This window comes from Actinospica acidithermotolerans (assembly GCF_018139625.1).
In the GTDB taxonomy this organism is placed as follows: Bacteria; Actinomycetota; Actinomycetes; order Streptomycetales; family Catenulisporaceae; genus Actinospica; species Actinospica acidithermotolerans.
The window spans coordinates 1-18896 of record NZ_JAGSOH010000125.1; the positions used below are offsets into that span (position 1 = coordinate 1).

General features: G+C 70.0%; 16 protein-coding genes. 7 read left to right on the top strand and 9 right to left on the bottom strand.

Features of this window, described 5'->3' with window-relative positions; all coding sequences use genetic code 11:
- Positions 1–47: 47 nt before the first annotated feature.
- A complete protein-coding gene (locus tag KDK95_RS28625) occupies positions 48–1466 on the top strand; it encodes a chloride channel protein (RefSeq protein WP_307844747.1) in 1419 nt (472 codons plus the stop codon).
- An 88-nt stretch (positions 1467–1554) separates the two neighbouring features.
- Here the strand turns inward: KDK95_RS28625 and KDK95_RS28630 are convergent, their stop codons facing one another.
- From KDK95_RS28630 to KDK95_RS28665, 8 genes are all read right to left on the bottom strand, one after another.
- A complete protein-coding gene (locus KDK95_RS28630) occupies positions 1555–2781 on the bottom strand; it encodes a sodium:calcium antiporter (RefSeq protein WP_212521432.1) in 1227 nt (408 codons plus the stop codon).
- Between the two features lie 101 nt (positions 2782–2882).
- Positions 2883–3491: a DUF5134 domain-containing protein gene (locus KDK95_RS28635; protein WP_212521433.1), complete on the bottom strand. Its 609-nt coding sequence runs from the start codon at positions 3489–3491 to the stop codon at positions 2883–2885.
- Positions 3488–4483, bottom strand: a complete 996-nt coding sequence (locus KDK95_RS28640) for a hypothetical protein (protein ID WP_212521434.1) — start codon at positions 4481–4483, stop codon at positions 3488–3490. Before KDK95_RS28640 ends, KDK95_RS28635 begins: the two co-directional genes overlap by 4 nt.
- A gap of 22 nt (positions 4484–4505) precedes the next feature.
- A complete protein-coding gene (locus KDK95_RS28645) occupies positions 4506–5387 on the bottom strand; it encodes a nitroreductase family deazaflavin-dependent oxidoreductase (protein WP_212521435.1) in 882 nt (293 codons plus the stop codon).
- Positions 5388–5785: 398 nt separating this feature from the next.
- Entirely contained in the window at positions 5786–7285 is a 1500-nt protein-coding gene (gene arfA, locus KDK95_RS28650) for an arabinosylfuranosidase ArfA (protein WP_212521436.1), read from the bottom strand.
- A gap of 21 nt (positions 7286–7306) precedes the next feature.
- Positions 7307–8203 (bottom strand): carbohydrate ABC transporter permease, encoded by an 897-nt coding sequence (locus KDK95_RS28655; protein ID WP_212521437.1) that lies wholly within the window; start codon positions 8201–8203, stop codon positions 7307–7309.
- Positions 8203–9225 carry a carbohydrate ABC transporter permease gene (locus tag KDK95_RS28660; RefSeq protein WP_212521438.1) on the bottom strand — a complete coding sequence of 341 codons (1023 nt, stop codon included), beginning with the start codon at positions 9223–9225 and terminating at the stop codon, positions 8203–8205. The genes KDK95_RS28655 and KDK95_RS28660 overlap by 1 nt, the downstream gene beginning before the upstream one ends.
- An 11-nt stretch (positions 9226–9236) precedes the next feature.
- Complete coding sequence (locus KDK95_RS28665) at positions 9237–10529, bottom strand: ABC transporter substrate-binding protein (RefSeq protein ID WP_212521439.1); 1293 nt, start codon at positions 10527–10529, stop codon at positions 9237–9239.
- 135 nt (positions 10530–10664) lie between these two features.
- Here KDK95_RS28665 and KDK95_RS28670 point away from each other — a divergent pair, with 135 nt between their 5' ends.
- Positions 10665–11684 (top strand): LacI family DNA-binding transcriptional regulator, encoded by a 1020-nt coding sequence (locus KDK95_RS28670; RefSeq protein ID WP_212521440.1) that lies wholly within the window; start codon positions 10665–10667, stop codon positions 11682–11684.
- Between the two features lie 196 nt (positions 11685–11880).
- Complete coding sequence (locus KDK95_RS28675) at positions 11881–14301, top strand: beta-glucosidase family protein (RefSeq protein WP_212521441.1); 2421 nt, start codon at positions 11881–11883, stop codon at positions 14299–14301.
- 91 nt (positions 14302–14392) lie between these two features.
- Here the strand turns inward: KDK95_RS28675 and KDK95_RS28680 are convergent, their stop codons facing one another.
- The gene (locus tag KDK95_RS28680) at positions 14393–15073 is read right to left on the bottom strand and encodes a TetR/AcrR family transcriptional regulator (protein ID WP_212521442.1); all 681 of its coding nucleotides are present in this window, start codon (positions 15071–15073) and stop codon (positions 14393–14395) included.
- Positions 15074–15172: 99 nt separating this feature from the next.
- On the opposite strand from KDK95_RS28680, the gene KDK95_RS28685 reads away from it, so the two are divergent.
- The 4 genes from KDK95_RS28685 to KDK95_RS28700 all read left to right on the top strand — a co-directional run.
- Complete coding sequence (locus KDK95_RS28685) at positions 15173–16759, top strand: acyl-CoA mutase large subunit family protein (protein ID WP_212521443.1); 1587 nt, start codon at positions 15173–15175, stop codon at positions 16757–16759.
- A gap of 88 nt (positions 16760–16847) precedes the next feature.
- On the top strand, positions 16848–18434 hold the full coding sequence (locus tag KDK95_RS28690; protein ID WP_212521444.1) for an acyl-CoA carboxylase subunit beta: 1587 nt from the start codon (positions 16848–16850) through the stop codon (positions 18432–18434).
- 15 nt (positions 18435–18449) lie between these two features.
- A complete protein-coding gene (locus tag KDK95_RS28695; protein WP_212521445.1) occupies positions 18450–18653 on the top strand; it encodes an acyl-CoA carboxylase subunit epsilon in 204 nt (67 codons plus the stop codon).
- Positions 18654–18685: 32 nt separating this feature from the next.
- A partial coding sequence (locus KDK95_RS28700; RefSeq protein WP_282971673.1) for a biotin carboxylase N-terminal domain-containing protein occupies positions 18686–18896 on the top strand: 211 nt, incomplete at its 3' end.

An 18896-nucleotide genomic window follows, 5' to 3' on the forward strand; every position in this document is an offset into this window, starting at 1 on the left:
CTGCAGTCTCGTGGGCTCGGAGATGTGTATAAGAGTCAGTCTTCGGTGTGGAGATCATCCTGCGGGCGTTCTCGGTCGAGGCGATGTTCCCGGTGATGCTCTCGGCGATGCTGGCCGACGCGGTGGCCGAGCCGATCCTCGGCTCGGGACGTTTCCTGTCCGGTTTCCCGGCCGGGGTCTCGCTGCATCATCCGGCGAACTACCTGCTGATCGCGGTGCTCGCGGTGATCGCGGCGTTCGTGGGCCTCGGTTTCAAGTCCGTGCTCTACCGGCTCGAGGACCTCGGGGACGCGTGGTGGGGCAACCGTCCGGAGTGGGCGCGCCCGGCGGTCGGAGGCGTGCTGCTCGGGGTGATCCTGCTGGCGGTGCCGCAGTTGTACGGGGTCGGGTATCCGGTGATGTACAAGGCGATCGCCGGCGGGTACGCGCTGTGGTTCCTGGTCCTGCTGGTGTTCGGGAAGATGCTGGCCACCAGCGTGAGCCTGAGTATCGGCGGCTCGGGCGGGGTGTTCGCGCCCTCGCTGTTTTTGGGGGTGATGGCCGGCACCGCGTACGGGGTGATCGTGGACCGTGTGTTCGGCGCGGCGGCCGGTCCTCCGGCGCTGTACGCGGCGGTGGCGATGGGGGCGGTGTTCACCGCCGCGGCCCGCGCGCCGCTGACCTCCCTCGCCAGCGTGGTGGAGATGACGGGGGATTTCACCCTCACGCTGCCGGTGATGCTGGCGGTGGCGGTCGCCACGACGATCTCGCGCGGGGTGTCCTATGGCACGATCTACACCACGAAGCTGCTGCGGCGTGGCACGGATCTGGACAGGTCCACGCCGTGGCGGGCGTTGCAGGATGTGAAGGTCGCGGACGCGATGCGCCGGCTGCCGGTGCCGTTGTCCGTCGCCGGCGACGGGCATCTGGAGGCGGGTGCCGCGCGGGTGGCGGCCATGCTGCCCGGCCCGGTCACGCACGAGCGCACCCCGCAGGCGTTGTACGCGAGCGAGTCGCTGAGCCAGGCGCTTCGCCAGCTCGTGCTCTACGGCCGTGACGGGCTGCCGGTGCTCTCGGCGGACGGCACGCTCGTCGAGGGCTGGGTCACCAACGCCTCCGCGATGCACGCGATAGCCCGCGACCTCGGCGCCGTGGGGATCGAGAGCACCCGCGCCGAACTCGAGGCCGACCTGGCCGCGGCCCACCAGGCCACCGGAGAGGAGGCCTCGCCCAACCCGCTCACCGGCTACCGCGTGATCGAAGTCGTCGTCGAGGATCGCGAGTACGCCGTCGGCAGGAGGCTCGGCGCGGTCGAGTGGCCATCCGGGCACACGCCGGTATCCGTGCTGCGCCACCGCGTGCTGCACGAGGCCGACCCCGCACTGCGTCTGGCGGCCGGCGACCGCGTCAACCTCCTGGTGCACGTAGGCAGCGACCAGGACCGCGACCGGGAGAACGTCGCCGCGGACAGCGCTCGAACCGGCTGATCACATCGGGGTCGTGGTCGACTTCGCGGGTGCTCGCCGCGACCGGTTCGGATTACCGCGGCGCACGCTGTGGCCGCGCACGCCATGATCACGATGGCGGCCAGGAACGCGAATCGGGTGAAAGTGGCGAATACCTTGTCGGGTACTCCGAGGAGGACACCGAGAGCTGCGGCACGCGCTCGGCCGCCGACTCGGGACGGGCCGTCCGCCGCGGCCAGGCGAGCAGCCAGAGGCTGACCACGCCGACCAGCGCGGCCGGGAGCACGGCGGTGACCGGGGTGACGTATCCGGCGAGCGCGGACGCGATCAACGCGGCGACGAACATCGCGTACCCGCCGATGATCACCGATCCGGACAGCCGGGTCAGCCCCCTGTCGCGGTAGGCGAAGGCCAGGGCGACGACGGTCAGCCCGGCGTACCACGCGGCGACCAGGATTCCCTGCCCGGTCCGCGGGCCGAGCCCGGTGATCGCCGCCGGCAGCAGCAGCCCGACCGCGATGTTCAGCGCGTTGCTGTTGAGAGCGGTGGAGAGCACTGCCGCGCCGCGGCCGCGCGATGCGAGGTAGACCGCGGCCACAGCGTTCGGCAGGCTGGTGACGATCGCGAGGACGAGGCCGCCGGTGATGATGTCGGCCACGCCGAACCGGGTGCCGAGCGTGGTGCCCGCGCTCTCCATCAGGGTGCTGGCCGCGACGACCGCGATCAGCATCGCCGCGGCCACCACCGCGTCGCGCGGGGTGCCGCGCGGAGCGGCGACCGCGTCTTCCACCTCGACCTCCTCCTCGTGCACGGCCGCCGTCAACCAGCGCGTCCACTCGGTCGGAAGCGGCAGCCGGGCCAACCGCTCCGGCCCGGACCCCAGGACGAACAGGTACGGGCCGAGCACGAAGGCGACGAGTACGAGGCCGGCGACCGCGGAGCAGGCGCCGAGCACGGTGAGCACGCACACCAGCGCCACCCAGAGCGCGACTGTGCCGGAAAGCCACACGACCCTGCGGTGCAGGCCGATCCGCCCGGCGACGAGGGCGCCGAGGCCCAGGAGCGCGGCGAGATTGAAGACGTTGGAGCCGACGACGACGCCGGCGCCGACCGAGGCCTGACCGTGGGCGAGCGCGGTGACCGCCGAGGTGATCTCCGGTGCGTCGGCCGCGAGCGCCGCGACCATGCCGAGCAGCGCCTCGGACATCCCGGCGCGCTCGCCGAGGCGTTCGAGCCGGGAGACCAGGATCCAGCTGCTGCCCAGGCTCAGGCCGGTGCCGAGCAGGAACAGCACGATCCATACGCCGGTCGGCACGGCGGACCGCCTGCCTCTCACCGCGAAAGGGTGGATGGAATCCGCGAACCGGTGCGGACCGCGGTTGCTCTCTGCAATCTTAGCGAGGGGTGCCGCCGGCGAAGGTGGCTCTCGCCGGGAGATCACACGATCTTGCTCAAGATTCCGTAGGCGAGGGCGAGGATGACGACGACGCGGCACGCCTCGACGCTGCGCGGCGCGAACGCCCGCCGTTCCGTCCCCTCGACGGGCGCGCCACTCAGCCGGGACAGGACCGAGGCGGTGTAGAAGGCCAAGGCAGCGACGCACACGAGGCCGATCGCCGGGTAGGTGATCGTGGTGTCGACGTACATGCCGGGCATCGGCGCCATCGTGTACTCGCCCGCGGTCGAGCCGTGCAGCGTGGACGGGGCTACGCCGGCCAGGAACATGTAGACCAGCACAAGGCTTCCACAGGCGTGTGCGAGGAGCCGGTTCCGGCGTGGAACCTGTGCGCGCGCGATCACGGCACGCACGGCGAAGTAACCGGCAGCGACAGTGAAGATCACGCTCCACGCCGCACGCGGCAGGGTGTGCGCCCAGTTGGAGATCAGGCCTGCGCCGGCCACGCCCGCGGCCAGCAGCAGCGTGTCGGTCTCGAAGTCGGTGCGCAGGTCGAGGGTGGGCGCGGCGAGCAGCCGCCAGCCCGCGTACCCGGCGACGAAGATCAACAGAACGCTGATGATGGCGGGGAGGAACGCGGGGGCGTTCACGCGGCGGCTCCTTCCAGCGGAGCGTCGGGGGAGGTCGGGGCGGGCCAGAAGCACGCGGCGAGCAAGGCGAGCAAGGGACCTGAATTGGGGTCCGTGGCCATGCCCATGAACGGCATCCCGAAAGCCTGTCCGCAGACCCAGTACACGGCGGCGACGACGGCCGCCGCAACGAGTCCGGCGCGCACCGGCGTCGGGCGCGGCGCCCAGACACAGGCGCCGATCAGAGCGAGGACGAGCGCCATGGTGATCGCGATGCCCGTTTCGTGGCCCAGGGTGAGCTTGGAGAGGTGAACCTGCAGCGTGGTGTACCAGTGCGGCTCACCTGTGGTCATCATGCCGCCGGTCATCGCGACGGCGAAAGCGCTCGCCGCGCGGTTCACCGGAAGCAGCGTCAGGAAGGCCAACCCCAGCCACAGCGCACTCCATACGATCCGCGACCGGAAGGCCCCGAGCCGTCCGGCCCCGGGAAACGCGGTCGTGGCGCTACCCGGCCACAGCAGGAGCGCGGCAAGCATGTAGAGCAGCGCCGAGCCGGGCGCGCCGGTCAGCGGATTCGCGGCGCCGGTGAACAGCCCGCCCAGGCCCTCGCCGAGCAGCCACACCGATCCGGCCCACACCATCGAGCAGGCCAGCGCGGCGCGCCGGGTCGGCCGGCACGCGATGCCCGCGCCCAAAGCCAGTTGGATCAGCGCGAAGAGCGTGTTCGCCGCGATCGCGTGGTTCTCGATCAGCCCGGCGGCCCAGGCGACCGGGTGCGCGACCCATCCGGGGTTGTTCTGAGCGGCGGGGGCGATCGTCTTGATCGCGAAGTCCTTGGTGAACATGAAAGGCTGCAGCTGCAGCAGCCCGTCGAGCAGCCACAGCCCGGCCAGGGCGACCAGGAGCCGCTCGGCCTGCGGGCTTCGCGCCGGCTCGGAGCGCGTCGCGGAATCTGCGCGCGGGCCGCGGCCTGCGCGCACGGATGCGGTATCGATGGCGATGTCCTTCGTCACGGGGCGGGTCGGCGGTATCCGGTCAATGTTCGAGCGCGTCGTCGACGTACGTGCGAACGTCGATGACACGGTCGGCCCGGGTGCGGGTCAGCAGGCGCCGCAGCGGCGGCGACGGGTCGGCCAGGCGCAGCCGGGCGTCGCGGGTGCGAGCGATGCGGGCGAGCACGATCAGCGCGTGCAAGCCGCTGGAGTCGACGAACTCCAGACCGCTGGCATCGAGCACGACAGTCGCGTCCGCCTGCACGTACCTGGTGGCTTCGGCGAGCACGATCGCGGCGCCGTCGGCGTCCAGCTCGCCGCGCAGTTCGATCAGGTGGACGCCGACGGCCGGTTCACCGGCGGTCAGCGACAGGCGCGCGCGGGGTATCCCCGCCCAGCGCGAGCCCAGCGCTCCCGGCCTACCCGCCCTGCCGGGCTGGGTGTCACCCGCCGGCAGCGGTCGGAATGCGACGAAGGGAAGTTCCGCCGTCAGCCTCTCCCTCGCCGTCGAGCTGGAGTCGTAGCGCCAGCCGATCAGCCGGGAGAGCACCGTGCGTACGATCGGGGCGAGCACGCGGTTTCGCCGCTCGTAGTCGGCCAATACGGCTGCTGCCTCCTCGGGCTCGAGCACGCGGTGCGCGGGCTCGAACGTGCCGCGCCCGATCTGCACACGCAAAGCCGGCGCGGCCTGGATGTTGCGGAACCAGTCGCTGCCTCTTCCGAGGCCGGAGACCACCACGTACTCGCCGGTTTCCGGAAGGCGCCCGACAACCTCCAGTACGGTGCGGTACTCCCGGCCCGAGACCCTGCCGCGATGGGTCAGGCGCAGGAACCGGTGTCCGAGCAGCCACCCAGCCCGCGCGTCGTACAGGCGCGAGGGCGCCTTGAGCACGGCGCGCGTCACCGGGCCGATCGCGCGCGTCATGAGGCGAGCGCCTGCCAAATCGAACGCCCCGGCGCCGGCGTCGACCACAACGAGGTCCGTTCCCTCATCACCGTCTCGATCCTCTGCGGACGTGTACCGGTAGCCGTTCCATCGGCTGGAACCCATTGCACATCGCAGTTAGGGGACGTCGGCGACGCTCGGAAGAATTGCCGCGGCGCGGTAGCTCCCGGCGGGCCCATGTCCCACCGAACCCGGCCTCAGCAGTTCGTTCTATGCGCCACCCGGAAGCCATCGCATACTCCTGCGAATGGCCTCCGGCCGCCACATCCTCATTGCACTATGCAATGCTACCGAGGACGACCATACCCCGATTCGCCCCGTCAAGGAAAGACGGGGCTGGACCGGAGAGGATCGGTTATCGGCGCCGGGGTGGTCCGTCAGCCCAGGGCGACGGCCGTCCACGACACGGGAGGCAGTTCCAGGGTGAGCAGGCCGTCGGCAAGCTTCGCGGTCGTGTTCGCGGACGGGGTCACCCTGTGCTGATCGGCGAGCGTGTTCTTCGCGTAGACGTCGGAATCGGCGAGCGTCAGCGCCTCGGTGATCACCGACGAGCCGAGACCGCGCACATCGACGGTAACCTGCGCGGCTTCCGTCAGGTGGCGGTTGACGAGGAAGACCGCGGCCCGGTCGTCGTCGGAGGTCGCGACGGCGTCGACGAGGGGAACCTCCCCGTGGCGCGCCGTCGTATAGGTCGACGTCTCGATCACGGGCCGGATCACCTCACCGGAGGCGAGCCTGCTCGTGATCGAGAACGGGTAAAAGGTCGTCTGCCGCCAGGCCGGACCACCGGGCTCGGTCATGATCGGCGCGATCACGTTCACGAGCTGAGCGAGCGACGCCGCGGCGACACGGTCGCTGCGCTTGAGTAGCGTCATCAGCAGGCTGCCGACGACCACCGCGTCCGCCACTGTGTATACGTCCTCGAGTTGGCGGGGCGCGTGACGCCACTCATCGTTGACCGCGCCGGATTCCTCGTGCTCCTTGACGTACCAGACGTTCCATTCGTCGAACGAGATGTTGATCTTCTTGCTCGAGCGCTTCTTGTACCCGACGTGGTCGGCGGTCGCGGCGACGGCGTCGATGAAGAAGGCCATGTCGATCGGCGAGGCGAGAAAGGAGGCGAGGTCGCCGTCGAGCTCCTGGTAGTACGCGTGGCACGAGACGTAGTCCACGTGCTCGTAGCAGTGCTCGAGCACCGTGCGTTCCCAGTCGCCGAAGGTCGGCATGCCGGAGCCGGACGAGCCGCAGACGACCAGTTCGAGATCCTTGTCGGCCGCCTTCATCGCCGCGGCGGTGCGCGCGGCGATCTTGCCGTAGTCGTCCGCCGCCATGAAGCCGGTCTGCCACGGGCCGTCCATCTCGTTGCCCAGGCACCACATGCGGACGTTGTGCGGGTCCGGCGTTCCGTTGGCGATGCGCAGGTCCGACAGGGCCGTGCCGGACGGATGGTTGGCGTACTCGAGCAGGTCGAGGGCCGGCAGGATGCCCCGAGTGGCGACGTTGACCGCGAGCATGAGCTCGGAATCGGTGAGCTTGAGCCACCTGGCGAACTCGTCCAGGCCGATCTGGTTCGACTCCAGTGAGTGCCACGAGAGGTCGCGGCGCACCGGGCGCGTCTCCCGCGGGCCGACCGAGTCCTCCCAGCGGAAGCCGGAGACGAAGTTGCCGCCCGGGTAGCGCACGGTCGTGCTGCCGAGCTCCCGCACGAGTTCGACCACGTCCATGCGGAAGCCCTCGTCGCTCGCGCTGGGATGCGAAGGCTCGTAGATCCCGGTGTACACGCCCCGGCCGAGGTGCTCCACGAACGAGCCGAAGATGCGGCGGCGGACCGGAGCGACGGCGTCCTTCTTGTCGAGCGCGATGTAAGCGCTTGGCATTGCGGTGTTTCCCTTTCGCTGTCAGCCCTTCACGGCGCCGGTGAGGCCGCCGACGATCCGCTTCTGGAAGATGGAGAAGAAGACCAGCGCGGGCAGCATCGCGAGCGAGGTGAAGGCGAGTACCTTCGCGGTGTCCTGGGAGTACTCGGAGGAGAACATCTGGACGCCGAGCGGCAGCGTGTAGTTCGCTTGCGAGTTGAGGATGTACAGGGGCAGCACGTAGTTGTTCCAGCTGGCGATGAAGGCGAGGATGCCGACCGTCACGACGCCGGGCAGCGACAGCGGGATCACCATGCGGAAGAAGAATCCGAGCCGGCTGGTGCCGTCGATCGCGGCGGCCTCCTCGATCTCCTTGGGGATGGCCCTGAGGAACGGCACCAGGATGATGACGGTCGTCGGCAGCCCGAAGGCGATCTGAGGAATGATCACCCCGCCCAGGCTGTCCACCAAACCGAGGTCCTTGATGACGATGTACAGCGGCGTGATCGCGATGACCAGCGGGAACATCAGCCCGGCGGCGAACAGGGAGTACATCGCGCCCTTGAGCTTGAAGTCGTAGCGCGCGAGCACGAAGCTCACCATCACGCCGAGCACGACGATGCCGAGAGTGCTTGCCACCGCGACGACCGCGGAGTTGGCCAGTTCGCCCCAGAACGTCACCGAGGTCAGAACGCCCGTGTAGTTCGCGACGACCCAGGGATGCGGCAGGCCCGCCGGGCTCGCGGTGATCTGCGCGTTGGTGCGGAATCCGCCGATCACGATGTAGAGCACCGGAGCGATGGACACCGCGATGAACAGCAGCGCGACGAAGTAGGTGAACGGATTCCCCTTTCGCCGCCCGGCCCGCGAATCCCCGCGGCCCGGAGGCCTCCCGCGCTTCCCGGCCGAGGACCACGGTTCTGCGGTCGTCGCGGTCATCAGACGGCTCCTTCGGTGACGGCGCCCCGCAGATCGCGGCGCAGGACGAAGCGCTGGTAGATCAGCGCGACGATCAGCGAGATCAGGAACATCACGACGGCGACGGCGCTGCCGTATCCGTAGTTGCCCGCGTCCCGGCCCTGGGCGACCATGTAGATCGCCATGGTCGAGGTGCCCGCGGTGCCCGCGACGTACTGGCCCCAGACGATGTAGACGAGGTCGAACAGCTGGAGCGAGCCGATGATCGACAGGAATCCCCAGATCCGGATCGTCGGCGCCAGCAGCGGCAGGGTGATGCGCCGCTGCATCTGCCAGTACGAGGCTCCGTCGATCTGGGCGGCCTCGTAGATCTCCTCGGGGATCGACTGCAGGCCGGCGAGCATCAGGATCACGGCGAAGCCGATGTACTTCCACGAGATGATGGCCATCAGAGTCCAGATGGCCAGCTTGGGGTCGGCGAGCCAGTCCTGCTGCAGCGAGCCGAGCCCGATGTGCGCCAGCAGATCGTTGAGCGCGCCGCCGGCCTGGAGCATCAGGCTCCATCCGGTGCCGACGATGACCTCGGAGATGACGTACGGCACGAAGATGAGCACCCGGATGATCGAGCGGCCGCGGATCTTCTGGTTGAGCAGCAGGGCGATGATGATCGCCAAGGGGCCCTGGATGACCAGCGAGAGCCCGGCGATGAGGAAGTTGTGCCACAGGACCTGCTGGAACGCCGGGTCGGTGAAGATCAGCCGGTAGTTGTTCAGGCCTACCCAGTCGGTGGCCGGGCCGTAGCCCTGCCAGCGGAAGAAGCCGTAGTACGCGGCGAGCGCGACCGGGAAGATCACGAAGGCCACGAACATGAAGATCGCCGGTCCGGACAGCAGCGCGATCTCGAATCGCATCCTGGCACGGCCGCGGCGGCGCCCGGCCGCTCGCGGCGGAGCCGGGGGCACGGCCGTGGCCGTGCCCCCGACTCGGCTCGTGCCCTGTGACTGGCGCCCGGGGGCGGTGTCAGTACCCAGGGTGTCGCTCATCGTGTGCTTACTCAGCCCTTCGCGGCGGCGGCGATCGTCTGCGAGACGATGTCGGCGGCCGAACCGGTGCCGGCCATCAGGTTCACCACGGAGGTGTTCATCGCGTTGCCGACGTTCTGGCCGAACTGGGTGTCGAGGTACTGCATCGAGTAGGCGGCCTTGTTGAAGGCCTGCAGCGCGGAGATGTTGTACGTCGCCGTGACGACCCCCTGCGCCTGCTGGTTCACCGGGATCGCCTGCAGCGCCTTGGCGTAGGCCTTCTGCTGATCCGTGGTGAGCAGGAACTCGAGGAAGCCGAAGGCCTCCTTCGGCGCGTTCTTCGAGAGCGAGTACGCGTCGTTGCCGCCCATCAGCGCGCTCGGGTCACCCTGGCCGCCGGAGACCGCGGGGAAGGGGAACCAGCCCAGGTCGGGCAGCGGCTGCTGGTTCGGGGTCAGGCTGGCGATCACTCCGGGGTCCCAGCTGCCCATCAGCTCCATGGCCGCCTTGTGGTTCGCGAGCATGCCCGCCGAGGATCCGGCGCCCTGCTGCGACGAGGTGGTCAGGAACCCCTTCTCGAAGGGGTTCACCTTGATGAACGCGGCCAGGTCGTTCGCCGCCTTGGTCCAGCACGGGTCGGTGAACGTGAGCGACTTGGCGGCGGCCGCCATGGTGCTCTGGCTGCACTCGCGCAGCGCGAAGTTGTAGTACCAGTGCGCGGCCGGCCAGGCGTCCTTGGCGCCGACCGCGATCGGCGCGACGTTGATCGCCTTCAGCTTCGCGACATCGCTCTCCAGGTCGGCGATCGTCGTCGGCGTCGAGGTGATCCCGGCCTGCTGGAACAGGGTCTTGCTGTAGTAGATCCCCTCGGGCTGGGTGTCCACCGGCATCGCGTACACCTGCCCGCCGACGGTCACGCTGGCCAGGGCCGCCGAGCCGACGTTCGCCTGATCCGCGCTGGTGAGGGTCAGCGGCTGGAGCTCGCCCGCGTTGATCATGGCCTGCATCTTGCCGCCGCCGCGCTGCAGGAAGATGTCCGGCGCGGAGTTGGAGTTGAGCGCCGTCTGCAGCTTGCCGTCGAGGTCCTCGTTCTGGATGGTCTGGACCTTGACCGTGACGTTCGGATGCAGCGCGTGGTACGCCTTGGCGGCGTCCAGGAAGTACTGCTGGCCAGGTCCGGTGGTCGAGACCTGCCAGAGGGTCACGGTGACCTGGCCGTCGGCCGAACTGCCGCCGCCGCTGCTGCCGCCTGCACAGCCGCCGACCGCGAGCGCCAGGCCCAAGCCGAGCGCGGCAGCCGTCGCGCCGCGAGTTTTCCTAATCATCCCGGAACTTCCCCGATCCGTCGTCGTCGTCGCATCTGGACCCCGGAGGGCACCGGGGGCTGGCGATGAGTTTGCGCGTGCGATTCTCGGTTGTCAATCGTTGTCGATAACGTTTTCTAACGCTAAGGTGGCGGCGTGCAGCAGCCCAGAACCCGAGTCACCATCCGCGATGTCGCCGAGCACGCCGGCGTTTCCGTCGCCACCGTGTCCAAGGTCATCAACCAGCGCTACGGCGTGGCCGCGGACACCATGGCCCGCGTGCAGGCTGTCATCAGCGAGCTCGGCTACGAGGCGAGCCTGGTCGCGCAAAGCCTGCGCAACCACCGTACCAACGTGATCGGGATCCTCGTGGCCGACCTCGAGCCGTTCAGCACCGAGCTGCTCAAGGGCGCCGCGGATGCGATCCGAGGCAGCGGATTCGAGCTGGTCGTCTACAGTGCGGGCGGCAGAACGGGCGACGTGGTGGGCTGGGAGCGCCGGTACCTCTCGCGGCTCAGCGGCACCCTGGTGGACGGCGCGGTGCTGGTGACGCCGACGGTCGTGGACGTGCAGTACGGCGCGCCCGTCGTCGCGGTCGATCCGCACACCGGATCCTCCAGCTTCCCGACGGTCGACGCGGACAGCCTGCGCGGCGCCCGGCTGGCCACCCAGCACCTGCTGAGCCTCGGCCACCGGCGGATCGCGTTGCTGGCCGGTCGTGCGGACCTGCAGTCCGCGAGGCTGCGCGAGCAGGGCTATCGTGAGGCGCTCGCGGCGGCCGGCGTACCCTTCGACGACTCGCTCGTCCGGGTCGGCGGATACGATGCCGAGCTCTCGATGCTCGCGGCGCACGAACTGCTGACCGCCCCGCGGCGCCCGACGGCGGTGTTCGCCGCCAACGATGTCACGGCCATCGCGACCATAGACGTCGCGCTGGCCCTCGGGCTGCGCGTCCCCGGGGATCTGTCGGTCGTCGGATTCGACAACATCCCCGAGTCGGCGCTGTGCACTCCGCCGCTGACCACCGTCAACCAGCCCATCAGGACGATGGGCGAGCGCGCGGTGGAGATGCTGATCCAGCTGATCCGCGAACAGCCGGTCGAGCGCACGCACCTCACCTTGGCCACCGAGCTGGTCGTGCGCGGTTCGGCCGCCCCGCCGCCGGCAGCCCCCTGACCTCAGCAGCCCGACGCCGGGCGCGGCGGCGCGTGACCGGGCCGCGGTGCCCGGCCGCACCGCCGCGCCCGCGACCCGCTTCACCCCGATCGATCAGCGGCGCGGCAGCGCACCGCTCACGGGCGCCCGGCCCTTTCGGGCGCCCGGCTCCACCCATGGACGGGAAGCAGCGCCTCCCGATTAAGGACGGCCACACATGGCTATCGAGAACACCACCCTCGCGGAGATATGGCGTGACCCGGCCGCCGCTCCCGCCGACCGCGTCCTGGATCTCATATCGCGCATGTCGGCGCGCCAGAAGGTGGCGCAGCTCTACGGCGCCTGGGTGGGCGCCGACGCCACCTCGGGTCAGGTCGCGCCGTTCCAGCATTCCTCGGACCTGCCGGCCGCGGACTGGTCGGATCTGCTGCGCGACGGCGTCGGCCAGCTCACCCGGCCCTTCGGCACCGCGCCGGTGGACCCGGTCGCCGGCGCGCGAGCGGTGGCCAACAGCCAGCGGCAGCTGACGGCGGCGGGCGTGGGGATTCCGGCGCTTGTGCACGAGGAGTGCCTGACCGGCCTCGGGGCCTGGCAGGCCACGGTCTTCCCGTCGCCGCTGTGCTGGGGGGCGAGCTTCGATCCGGAACTGGTGCGCCAGGTCGGTGAGCGGATCGGCACGACGCTGCGGCGCCTCGGCGTCCACCAAGGGCTGGCGCCGGTGCTGGATGTCGCGCGCGATCTGCGCTGGGGCCGGGTGGAGGAGACCATCGCGGAGGACCCGTACCTCGTGGGCACCCTCGGCGCGGCGTACGTCCGAGGCCTCGAGTCCACGGGCGTCATCGCGACCCTCAAGCACTTCGCCGGCTACAGCGCCTCGCGCGCGGGCCGCAACCTCGCCCCCGTGTCGATCGGCCCGCGGGAGCTGGCAGACGTGATCCTGCCTCCGTTCGAGATGGCACTGCACGCCGGTCCCCGTTCGGTGATGAACTCGTACGCGGACAACGACGGGCTGCCGGTGGCGGCCGACGCGGCGCTGCTGACCGATCTGCTGCGCGGCACCTACGGGTTCACCGGGACGGTGGTCTCGGACTACTTCTCGGTGGTCTTCCTGCACCGGCTGCACCGCACGGCGGGCACCAAGGGCCAGGCCGCCGTGCAGGCACTGGCCGCCGGCATCGACGTCGAACTGCCGACGCCCGACTGCTTCGCCGCGCCGCTGCTCGCGGCGCTGGAATCGGGCGAGGCGGATATGGCGCTGGTGGACCGGGCACTGGAGCGCGTGCTGCTGCAGAAGTGCGAGCTCGGACTGCTCGATCCCGACTGGTCGCCCGAGCCCCCGATCCTCTCCGAGACCGACCAGCGGCTCGACGACGACGAGTCCCGGGCGCTCGCCGGGCGGCTCGCGCGTCGCGCGATCGTGCTGCTGCGCAACGAGGACGACACGCTCCCCTTGGCCGCGGGCAAGCGTCTGGCGGTCGTCGGCCCCCGCGCGGATGTCGCGGACGCCGCCTTCGGCTGCTATTCGTTCCCCCGGCACATCGGCGTGCACCATCCCGACGTCGCGCTCGGCGTCGAAGCGCGCTCGGTCCTCGAAGCGCTGCGGGCCGATCCGGCCGGCTACCGGATCACCTACGCGCAGGGCTGCCCGGTTCCGGACACCGAAGCCTCCGTGCGGCTGCGGGCCGAGCGCGCGGCGGCCGAGGGCGCGGCGCCGGACGGTGCCGTGGACGCCGAGGCGCTGCGGGAATCGGGCGATCGGCTGATCGCCGAGGCCGTCGAGGCGGCGCGCGAAGCAGAGGTCTGCGTCGCGGTGCTCGGCGACGTGTCGGGGCTGTTCGGCAACGGCACCTCGGGCGAAGGCTGCGACAGCTCCGACCTTCGGCTGCCCGGCCGGCAGGGTGAACTGCTCGAGGCGCTGCTCGGCACCGGGACGCCGGTGGTCCTCGTGCTGCTGGTGGGGCGCCCCTACGAGCTGTCCAGGTACGCCGACCGGCTCGCGGCCGTCGTCTGCGGGTTCCTGCCGGGCGAGGAGGGCGCGAACGCGCTGGCGGACGTACTGTCCGGCCGGGTCGATCCGGCCGGCCGCCTGCCGGTGGGCTTCCCCGCGGAGGGCGCGAATCAGCCCTCGACGTACCTCTCGGCGACGCTGGGCCTTCGCAGCGACGTGAGCACGGTCGACCCGACACCGCTCTACCCCTTCGGGCACGGCCTGTCCTACAACCCGGCGGTGTGGACGCACACCGAGCTGCCGGCCGGCGGGACATGGCCGACGGACGGCACGCTGCGGCTCGCGGTCACGCTGCGCAACGACGGTGCCTCCGCCACCAGCGAGGTGGTCCAGGTCTACCTGCACGACCCGCAGGCCGAGGTGGCGCGGCCCGTGCAGCAGTTGATCGCCGCACCTCGGGTCGATCTGGAGCCGGGGACGACGCGCACGGTGCTCGTGGACCTGCCGGCCGACCTCACCTCTTATTCGGGCCGCGCCGGCCGGCGGATCGTCGAGCCGGGCGAGGTGGAGCTGTGGGTCGGAGCCTCCAGCCGGGACATCCGCGCGCGGCTCGCCGCGTGCCTGACCGGTCCGCGCCGCGAAGTCGGCTTCGACCGCGCGTTCCAGCCCACGGTGGAGATCGAGGGCTGAGGTGCGCCATCACCGACGAGTCGGTCGCCGGTGCAGTCCGGGGTCTCGGATGATGACGCCGTAGCAGGATCCTGCTCCATGGCCGAGGGTGCTATTGCGCGCCCTCGGCCATGGCGCGTCGCAGGGCGGGCAGGAGGGCGTCCAGGTCCTGCCCCGATCGAAACGCGATCACCGTGGTCCCGTCGCCGGGCCCGGACCGCGGCTGTGCGGCCGGGAACATGGTCAGCACCTCGCTCATCGCCGCCTCGATCTCGGCGACGGGATCGCCGGTCTCGTCGCGCAGCCAGCGGCGCAGCACGTGGTTGTGCGCCGCGACCACGGCGGCGGCCATGAGTTCAGCCCGCAGCGAGGCGGCCTGGGTCGGATCGCCCATCCATTCGGCGATGAACTCGCGGAACAGCCGCTGGTAGCGCGCGACGCTGGCGATCTCCCGATCGCGCAGGAGCGGCACCTTGCTCGTCAGGGCGTAGCGCTGGCGCGCGAGGCTTCCCTCCTCGATGTAGTGCATGAGCACCAGGCGCACGGCGTCGGAGACCGCGACGAGCGCGGTGCTGTGGCTGGAGGTCGCGAGCCGGTCCCGGATCTGGTCGAGCAGACGGTCGTGGTCGGGGAAGATGACCGCCTCCTTCGAGCCGTAGTGCCGGAAGAACGTGGTGCGTCCCACACCCGCGCGCTCGGCGATCTCGTCGACGGTCGTCTGCTCGTATCCGTGCTCGTCGAACAGGGCGAAGGCGGCCTCCGTGAGCCGGGTCCGCGCATCTGGCTTGCTCATGACGCCACATCCTTCCCTGTTCCGGGGCGCCGGCGGTACTTGCCGCACGCCGTGGTACTGAGTACCGTTAATTATAGACTCAGTACCAAGGGAGGTCCCGTGGATGCCACGGCACGGAGCGAGTCGGGTCTGCCGATCCGGCCGCTCTACGAGGATTCCGCGCTGGCGGGATTCGATCCGGGCGCCCGGCTCGGCGCGCCGGGGCGGTACCCGTTCACCCGCGGCGTGTACCCGTCGATGTACACCGGCCGGCCCTGGACCATGCGCCAGTACGCCGGGTTCGGCACGGCCAAGGAGTCGAACGAGCGCTACCACGAGCTGGTCGGCGCGGGCACCGGCGGGCTGAGCGTGGCATTCGACCTGCCGACGCAGATGGGCTACGACTCGGACGAGCCGGTAGCCCGCGGCGAGGTCGGCAAGGTCGGCGTGGCGATCGACTCGATCGAGGACATGCGGACGCTGTTCCACGGCCTGCCGCTGGGCGAGGTCTCCACGTCGATGACGATCAACGCCCCGGCCTCGACGCTGCTGCTGCTCTACCAGCTCGTCGCGGGGGAGCAGGGCGTGACCGGCGACCGGCTGACCGGCACGATCCAGAACGACGTGCTCAAGGAGTACATCGCCCGCGGCACGTACATCTTCCCGCCGAAGCAGTCGCTGCGGCTGATCAGCGACATCTTCGCGTACTGCCATCGCGAGCTGCCGCGCTGGAACACGATCTCGATCTCCGGGTACCACATGGCCGAGGCCGGTGCGACGCCCGCGCAGGAGATCGCGTTCACGCTTGCGAACGCGAAGGAATACGTGCGCACCGCGCAGGCCGCGGGCCTCGACGTGGACGACTTCGCGCCGCGGCTGTCGTTCTTCTTCGTCGCGCGCACCACGCTGCTTGAGGAGATCGCGAAGTTCCGGGCCGCGCGCCGCATCTGGGCGCGGATCATGCGGGACGAGTTCAAGGCGAAGAACCCGAAGTCGCAGATGCTTCGCTTCCACACGCAGACCGCCGGTGTGCAGTTGACGGCCCAGCAGCCGGAGGTGAACCTGGTCCGGGTCGCGCTGCAGGGCCTGGGCGCGGTGCTCGGCGGTACGCAGTCGCTGCACACGAACTCGTTCGACGAGGCGATCGCGCTGCCCACACAGAAGGCGGCCCGGCTCGCCCTGCGCACGCAGCAGGTCATCGCCTACGAGACGGACGTGACCAAGACGGTCGACCCGTTCGCCGGGTCTTACGTCATCGAGTCGATGACCGACGAGCTCGAAGCGGCGGCGCTGGAGCTGATCCAGGCGGTCGAGGATCGCGGCGGCGCGGTCTGCGCGATCGAGCAGGGCTTCCAGAAATCCGAGATCGAGAACTCCGCCTACCGGATCGCGCTGGAGATCGACGGCGGCGAGCGGACCGTGGTCGGCGTCAACAAGTACACGCTCGACGAGGAAGAGCCGTACGAGCCGCTGCGCGTCGACCCGCAGATCGAGATCGACCAGTGCGCACGCCTCGCCGCGCTCCGCAAGGAACGCGACGGGGACGCCGTCCGCCGCGCCCTCGACGAACTGCGTACCGCGGCGGCGGGAACCGGCAACGTGCTGCATCCGATGCGCGAGGCCCTGAGCGCCAGCGCGACGGTCGGGGAGGTCTCGCACGCACTGCGCGACGTCTGGGGCGTGTACGTCCCCCGCGACACGTTCTGACCTCTTGCGGGATCACCGAGACCACCGAGACCACCGAGACCATCGCGATCACCGAGACCATCGAGACCACGGAGAAGGAAACCGCGCAGTGACCTCCGAGACCGACCTGCACACGACGGCGGGCAAGCTCGCCGATCTCCGGCACCGCATCCACGAGGCCGCGCACGCCGGCTCTGAGCGCGCGATCGAGAAGCAGCACGCGAAGGGCAAGCTGACCGCCCGCGAGCGCGTCGAGCTTCTGCTGGACGAGGGCTCGTTCGTCGAGTTCGACGAGTTCGCCCGGCACCGCTCGACCAACTTCGGGCTGGAGGCGACCCGGCCTTACGGCGACGGCGTCGTCACCGGCTACGGCACGGTCGACGACCGCCCGGTCGCGGTGTTCTCCCAGGACTTCACGGTCTTCGGCGGCGCGCTCGGCGAGGTCTACGGCCAGAAGATCGTCAAGGTCATGGAGTTCGCCCTCAAGACCGGCTGCCCGGTCATCGGCATCAACGACTCCGGCGGCGCCCGGATCCAGGAGGGCGTCTCCTCGCTCGCCGCGTACGGCGAGATCTTCCGCCGCAACACCTACGCCTCCGGAGTCATCCCGCAGATCAGCCTGATCGTCGGGCCGTGCGCGGGCGGCGCGGTCTACTCGCCGGCGATCACCGACTTCACCGTCATGGTCGACAAGACCTCGCACATGTTCATCACCGGACCTGACGTCATCAAGTCCGTCACCGGCGAGGACGTGGGCTTCGACGAACTCGGCGGCGCCCGCGCGCACAACACCGCCTCCGGCGTCGCCCACCACATGGCCGGCGACGAGAAGGAGGCGATCGACTACGTCAGGGACCTGCTCTCCTATCTGCCCTCGAACAACCTCAGCGAGCCGCCGGCGTTCCCCGAGACCGCGGACCTGTCCATCTCGGATGAGGATCTGGAACTCGACACGCTCGTGCCGGACAGCGCGAACCAGCCGTACGACATGCACACCGTGATCGAGCACGTGCTCGACGACGGCGACTTCTTCGAGACCCAGTCGCTCTTCGCGCCGAACATCATCACCGGCTTCGGCCGCGTCGAGGGCCGCTCCGTCGGCATCGTCGCCAACCAGCCCATGCAGTACGCAGGCTGCCTCGACATCGACGCGAGCGAGAAGGCGGCGCGCTTCGTGCGCACCTGCGACGCGTTCAACGTCCCCGTCGTCACCTTCGTCGACGTGCCCGGCTTCCTGCCCGGCGTCGGCCAGGAGCACACCGGCATCATCCGCCGCGGGGCGAAGCTGATCTTCGCCTACGCCGAGGCCACGGTTCCGCTGATCACCGTGATCACGCGCAAGGCCTTCGGCGGCGCGTACGACGTGATGGGCTCGAAGCACCTCGGGGCGGACCTGAACCTCGCCTGGCCCACCGCGCAGATCGCGGTCATGGGCGCCCAGGGCGCGGTCAACATCCTGCACCGCCGAACCATCGCCGAGGCCGAGGCGAACGGCGATGCGGAAAACGTGCGGGCCCAGCTCATCCAGGAGTACGAGGACACGCTGCTGAACCCGTACATCGCGGCCGAGCGCGGCTACGTCGACTCGGTGATCATGCCGTCCGAGACCCGTGCCCAGATCGCCCGCGGCCTGCGCCACCTGCGCACCAAGCGCGAGACGCTCCCGCCGAAGAAGCACGGCAACATCCCGCTGTAAGAGGAGGTCCGAGCGATGACTATCAAGGTCGTGCGGGGCAACCCGACAGCCGAGGAACTCGCCGCCGCACTCGTCGTGCTGCACGCCCGCGCCGCGTCGGCAGCCGCCGCGGTCGGCCCGGCACCGGAAGCGCTCGACGTATGGGCTGCCCGCAGCCGAACGACTGCCAACCCGTGGCCCGGGCGCGACGCGTGGCGCACCACGTACTGGCCCCGTTGATCCACGACCACGAATCCACTGGAGATACAGAAATGCTGACGAAGGTACTCATCGCGAACCGTGGTGAGATCGCTGTGCGGGTTGCCCGGGCGTGTAGGGATGCCGGGATCGGGAGTGTGGCGGTGTACGCGGACGGGGATCGGGACGCGTTGCATGTGCGGGTGGCGGATGAGGCGTATGCGTTGGGTGGGGAGGGTTCGGCGGAGACGTATCTGGCTGTGGGGAAGCTGTTGGAGGTGGCGC

Excerpts from the sequence above, each read along its gene's own strand:
- KDK95_RS28665 (WP_212521439.1), bottom strand. The coding sequence starts at position 10,529 with ATGATTAGGAAAACTCGCGGCGCGACGGCTGCCGCGCTCGGCTTGGGC.
- KDK95_RS28645 (WP_212521435.1), bottom strand. The coding sequence starts at position 5,387 with ATGACGCGCGCGATCGGCCCGGTGACGCGCGCCGTGCTCAAGGCGCCC.
- KDK95_RS28655 (WP_212521437.1), bottom strand. The coding sequence starts at position 8,203 with ATGACCGCGACGACCGCAGAACCGTGGTCCTCGGCCGGGAAGCGCGGG.
- KDK95_RS28680 (WP_212521442.1), bottom strand. The coding sequence starts at position 15,073 with ATGAGCAAGCCAGATGCGCGGACCCGGCTCACGGAGGCCGCCTTCGCC.
- KDK95_RS28695 (WP_212521445.1), top strand. The coding sequence starts at position 18,450 with ATGACTATCAAGGTCGTGCGGGGCAACCCGACAGCCGAGGAACTCGCC.
- KDK95_RS28660 (WP_212521438.1), bottom strand. The coding sequence starts at position 9,225 with ATGAGCGACACCCTGGGTACTGACACCGCCCCCGGGCGCCAGTCACAG.
- KDK95_RS28675 (WP_212521441.1), top strand. The coding sequence starts at position 11,881 with ATGGCTATCGAGAACACCACCCTCGCGGAGATATGGCGTGACCCGGCC.
- arfA (WP_212521436.1), bottom strand. The coding sequence starts at position 7,285 with ATGCCAAGCGCTTACATCGCGCTCGACAAGAAGGACGCCGTCGCTCCG.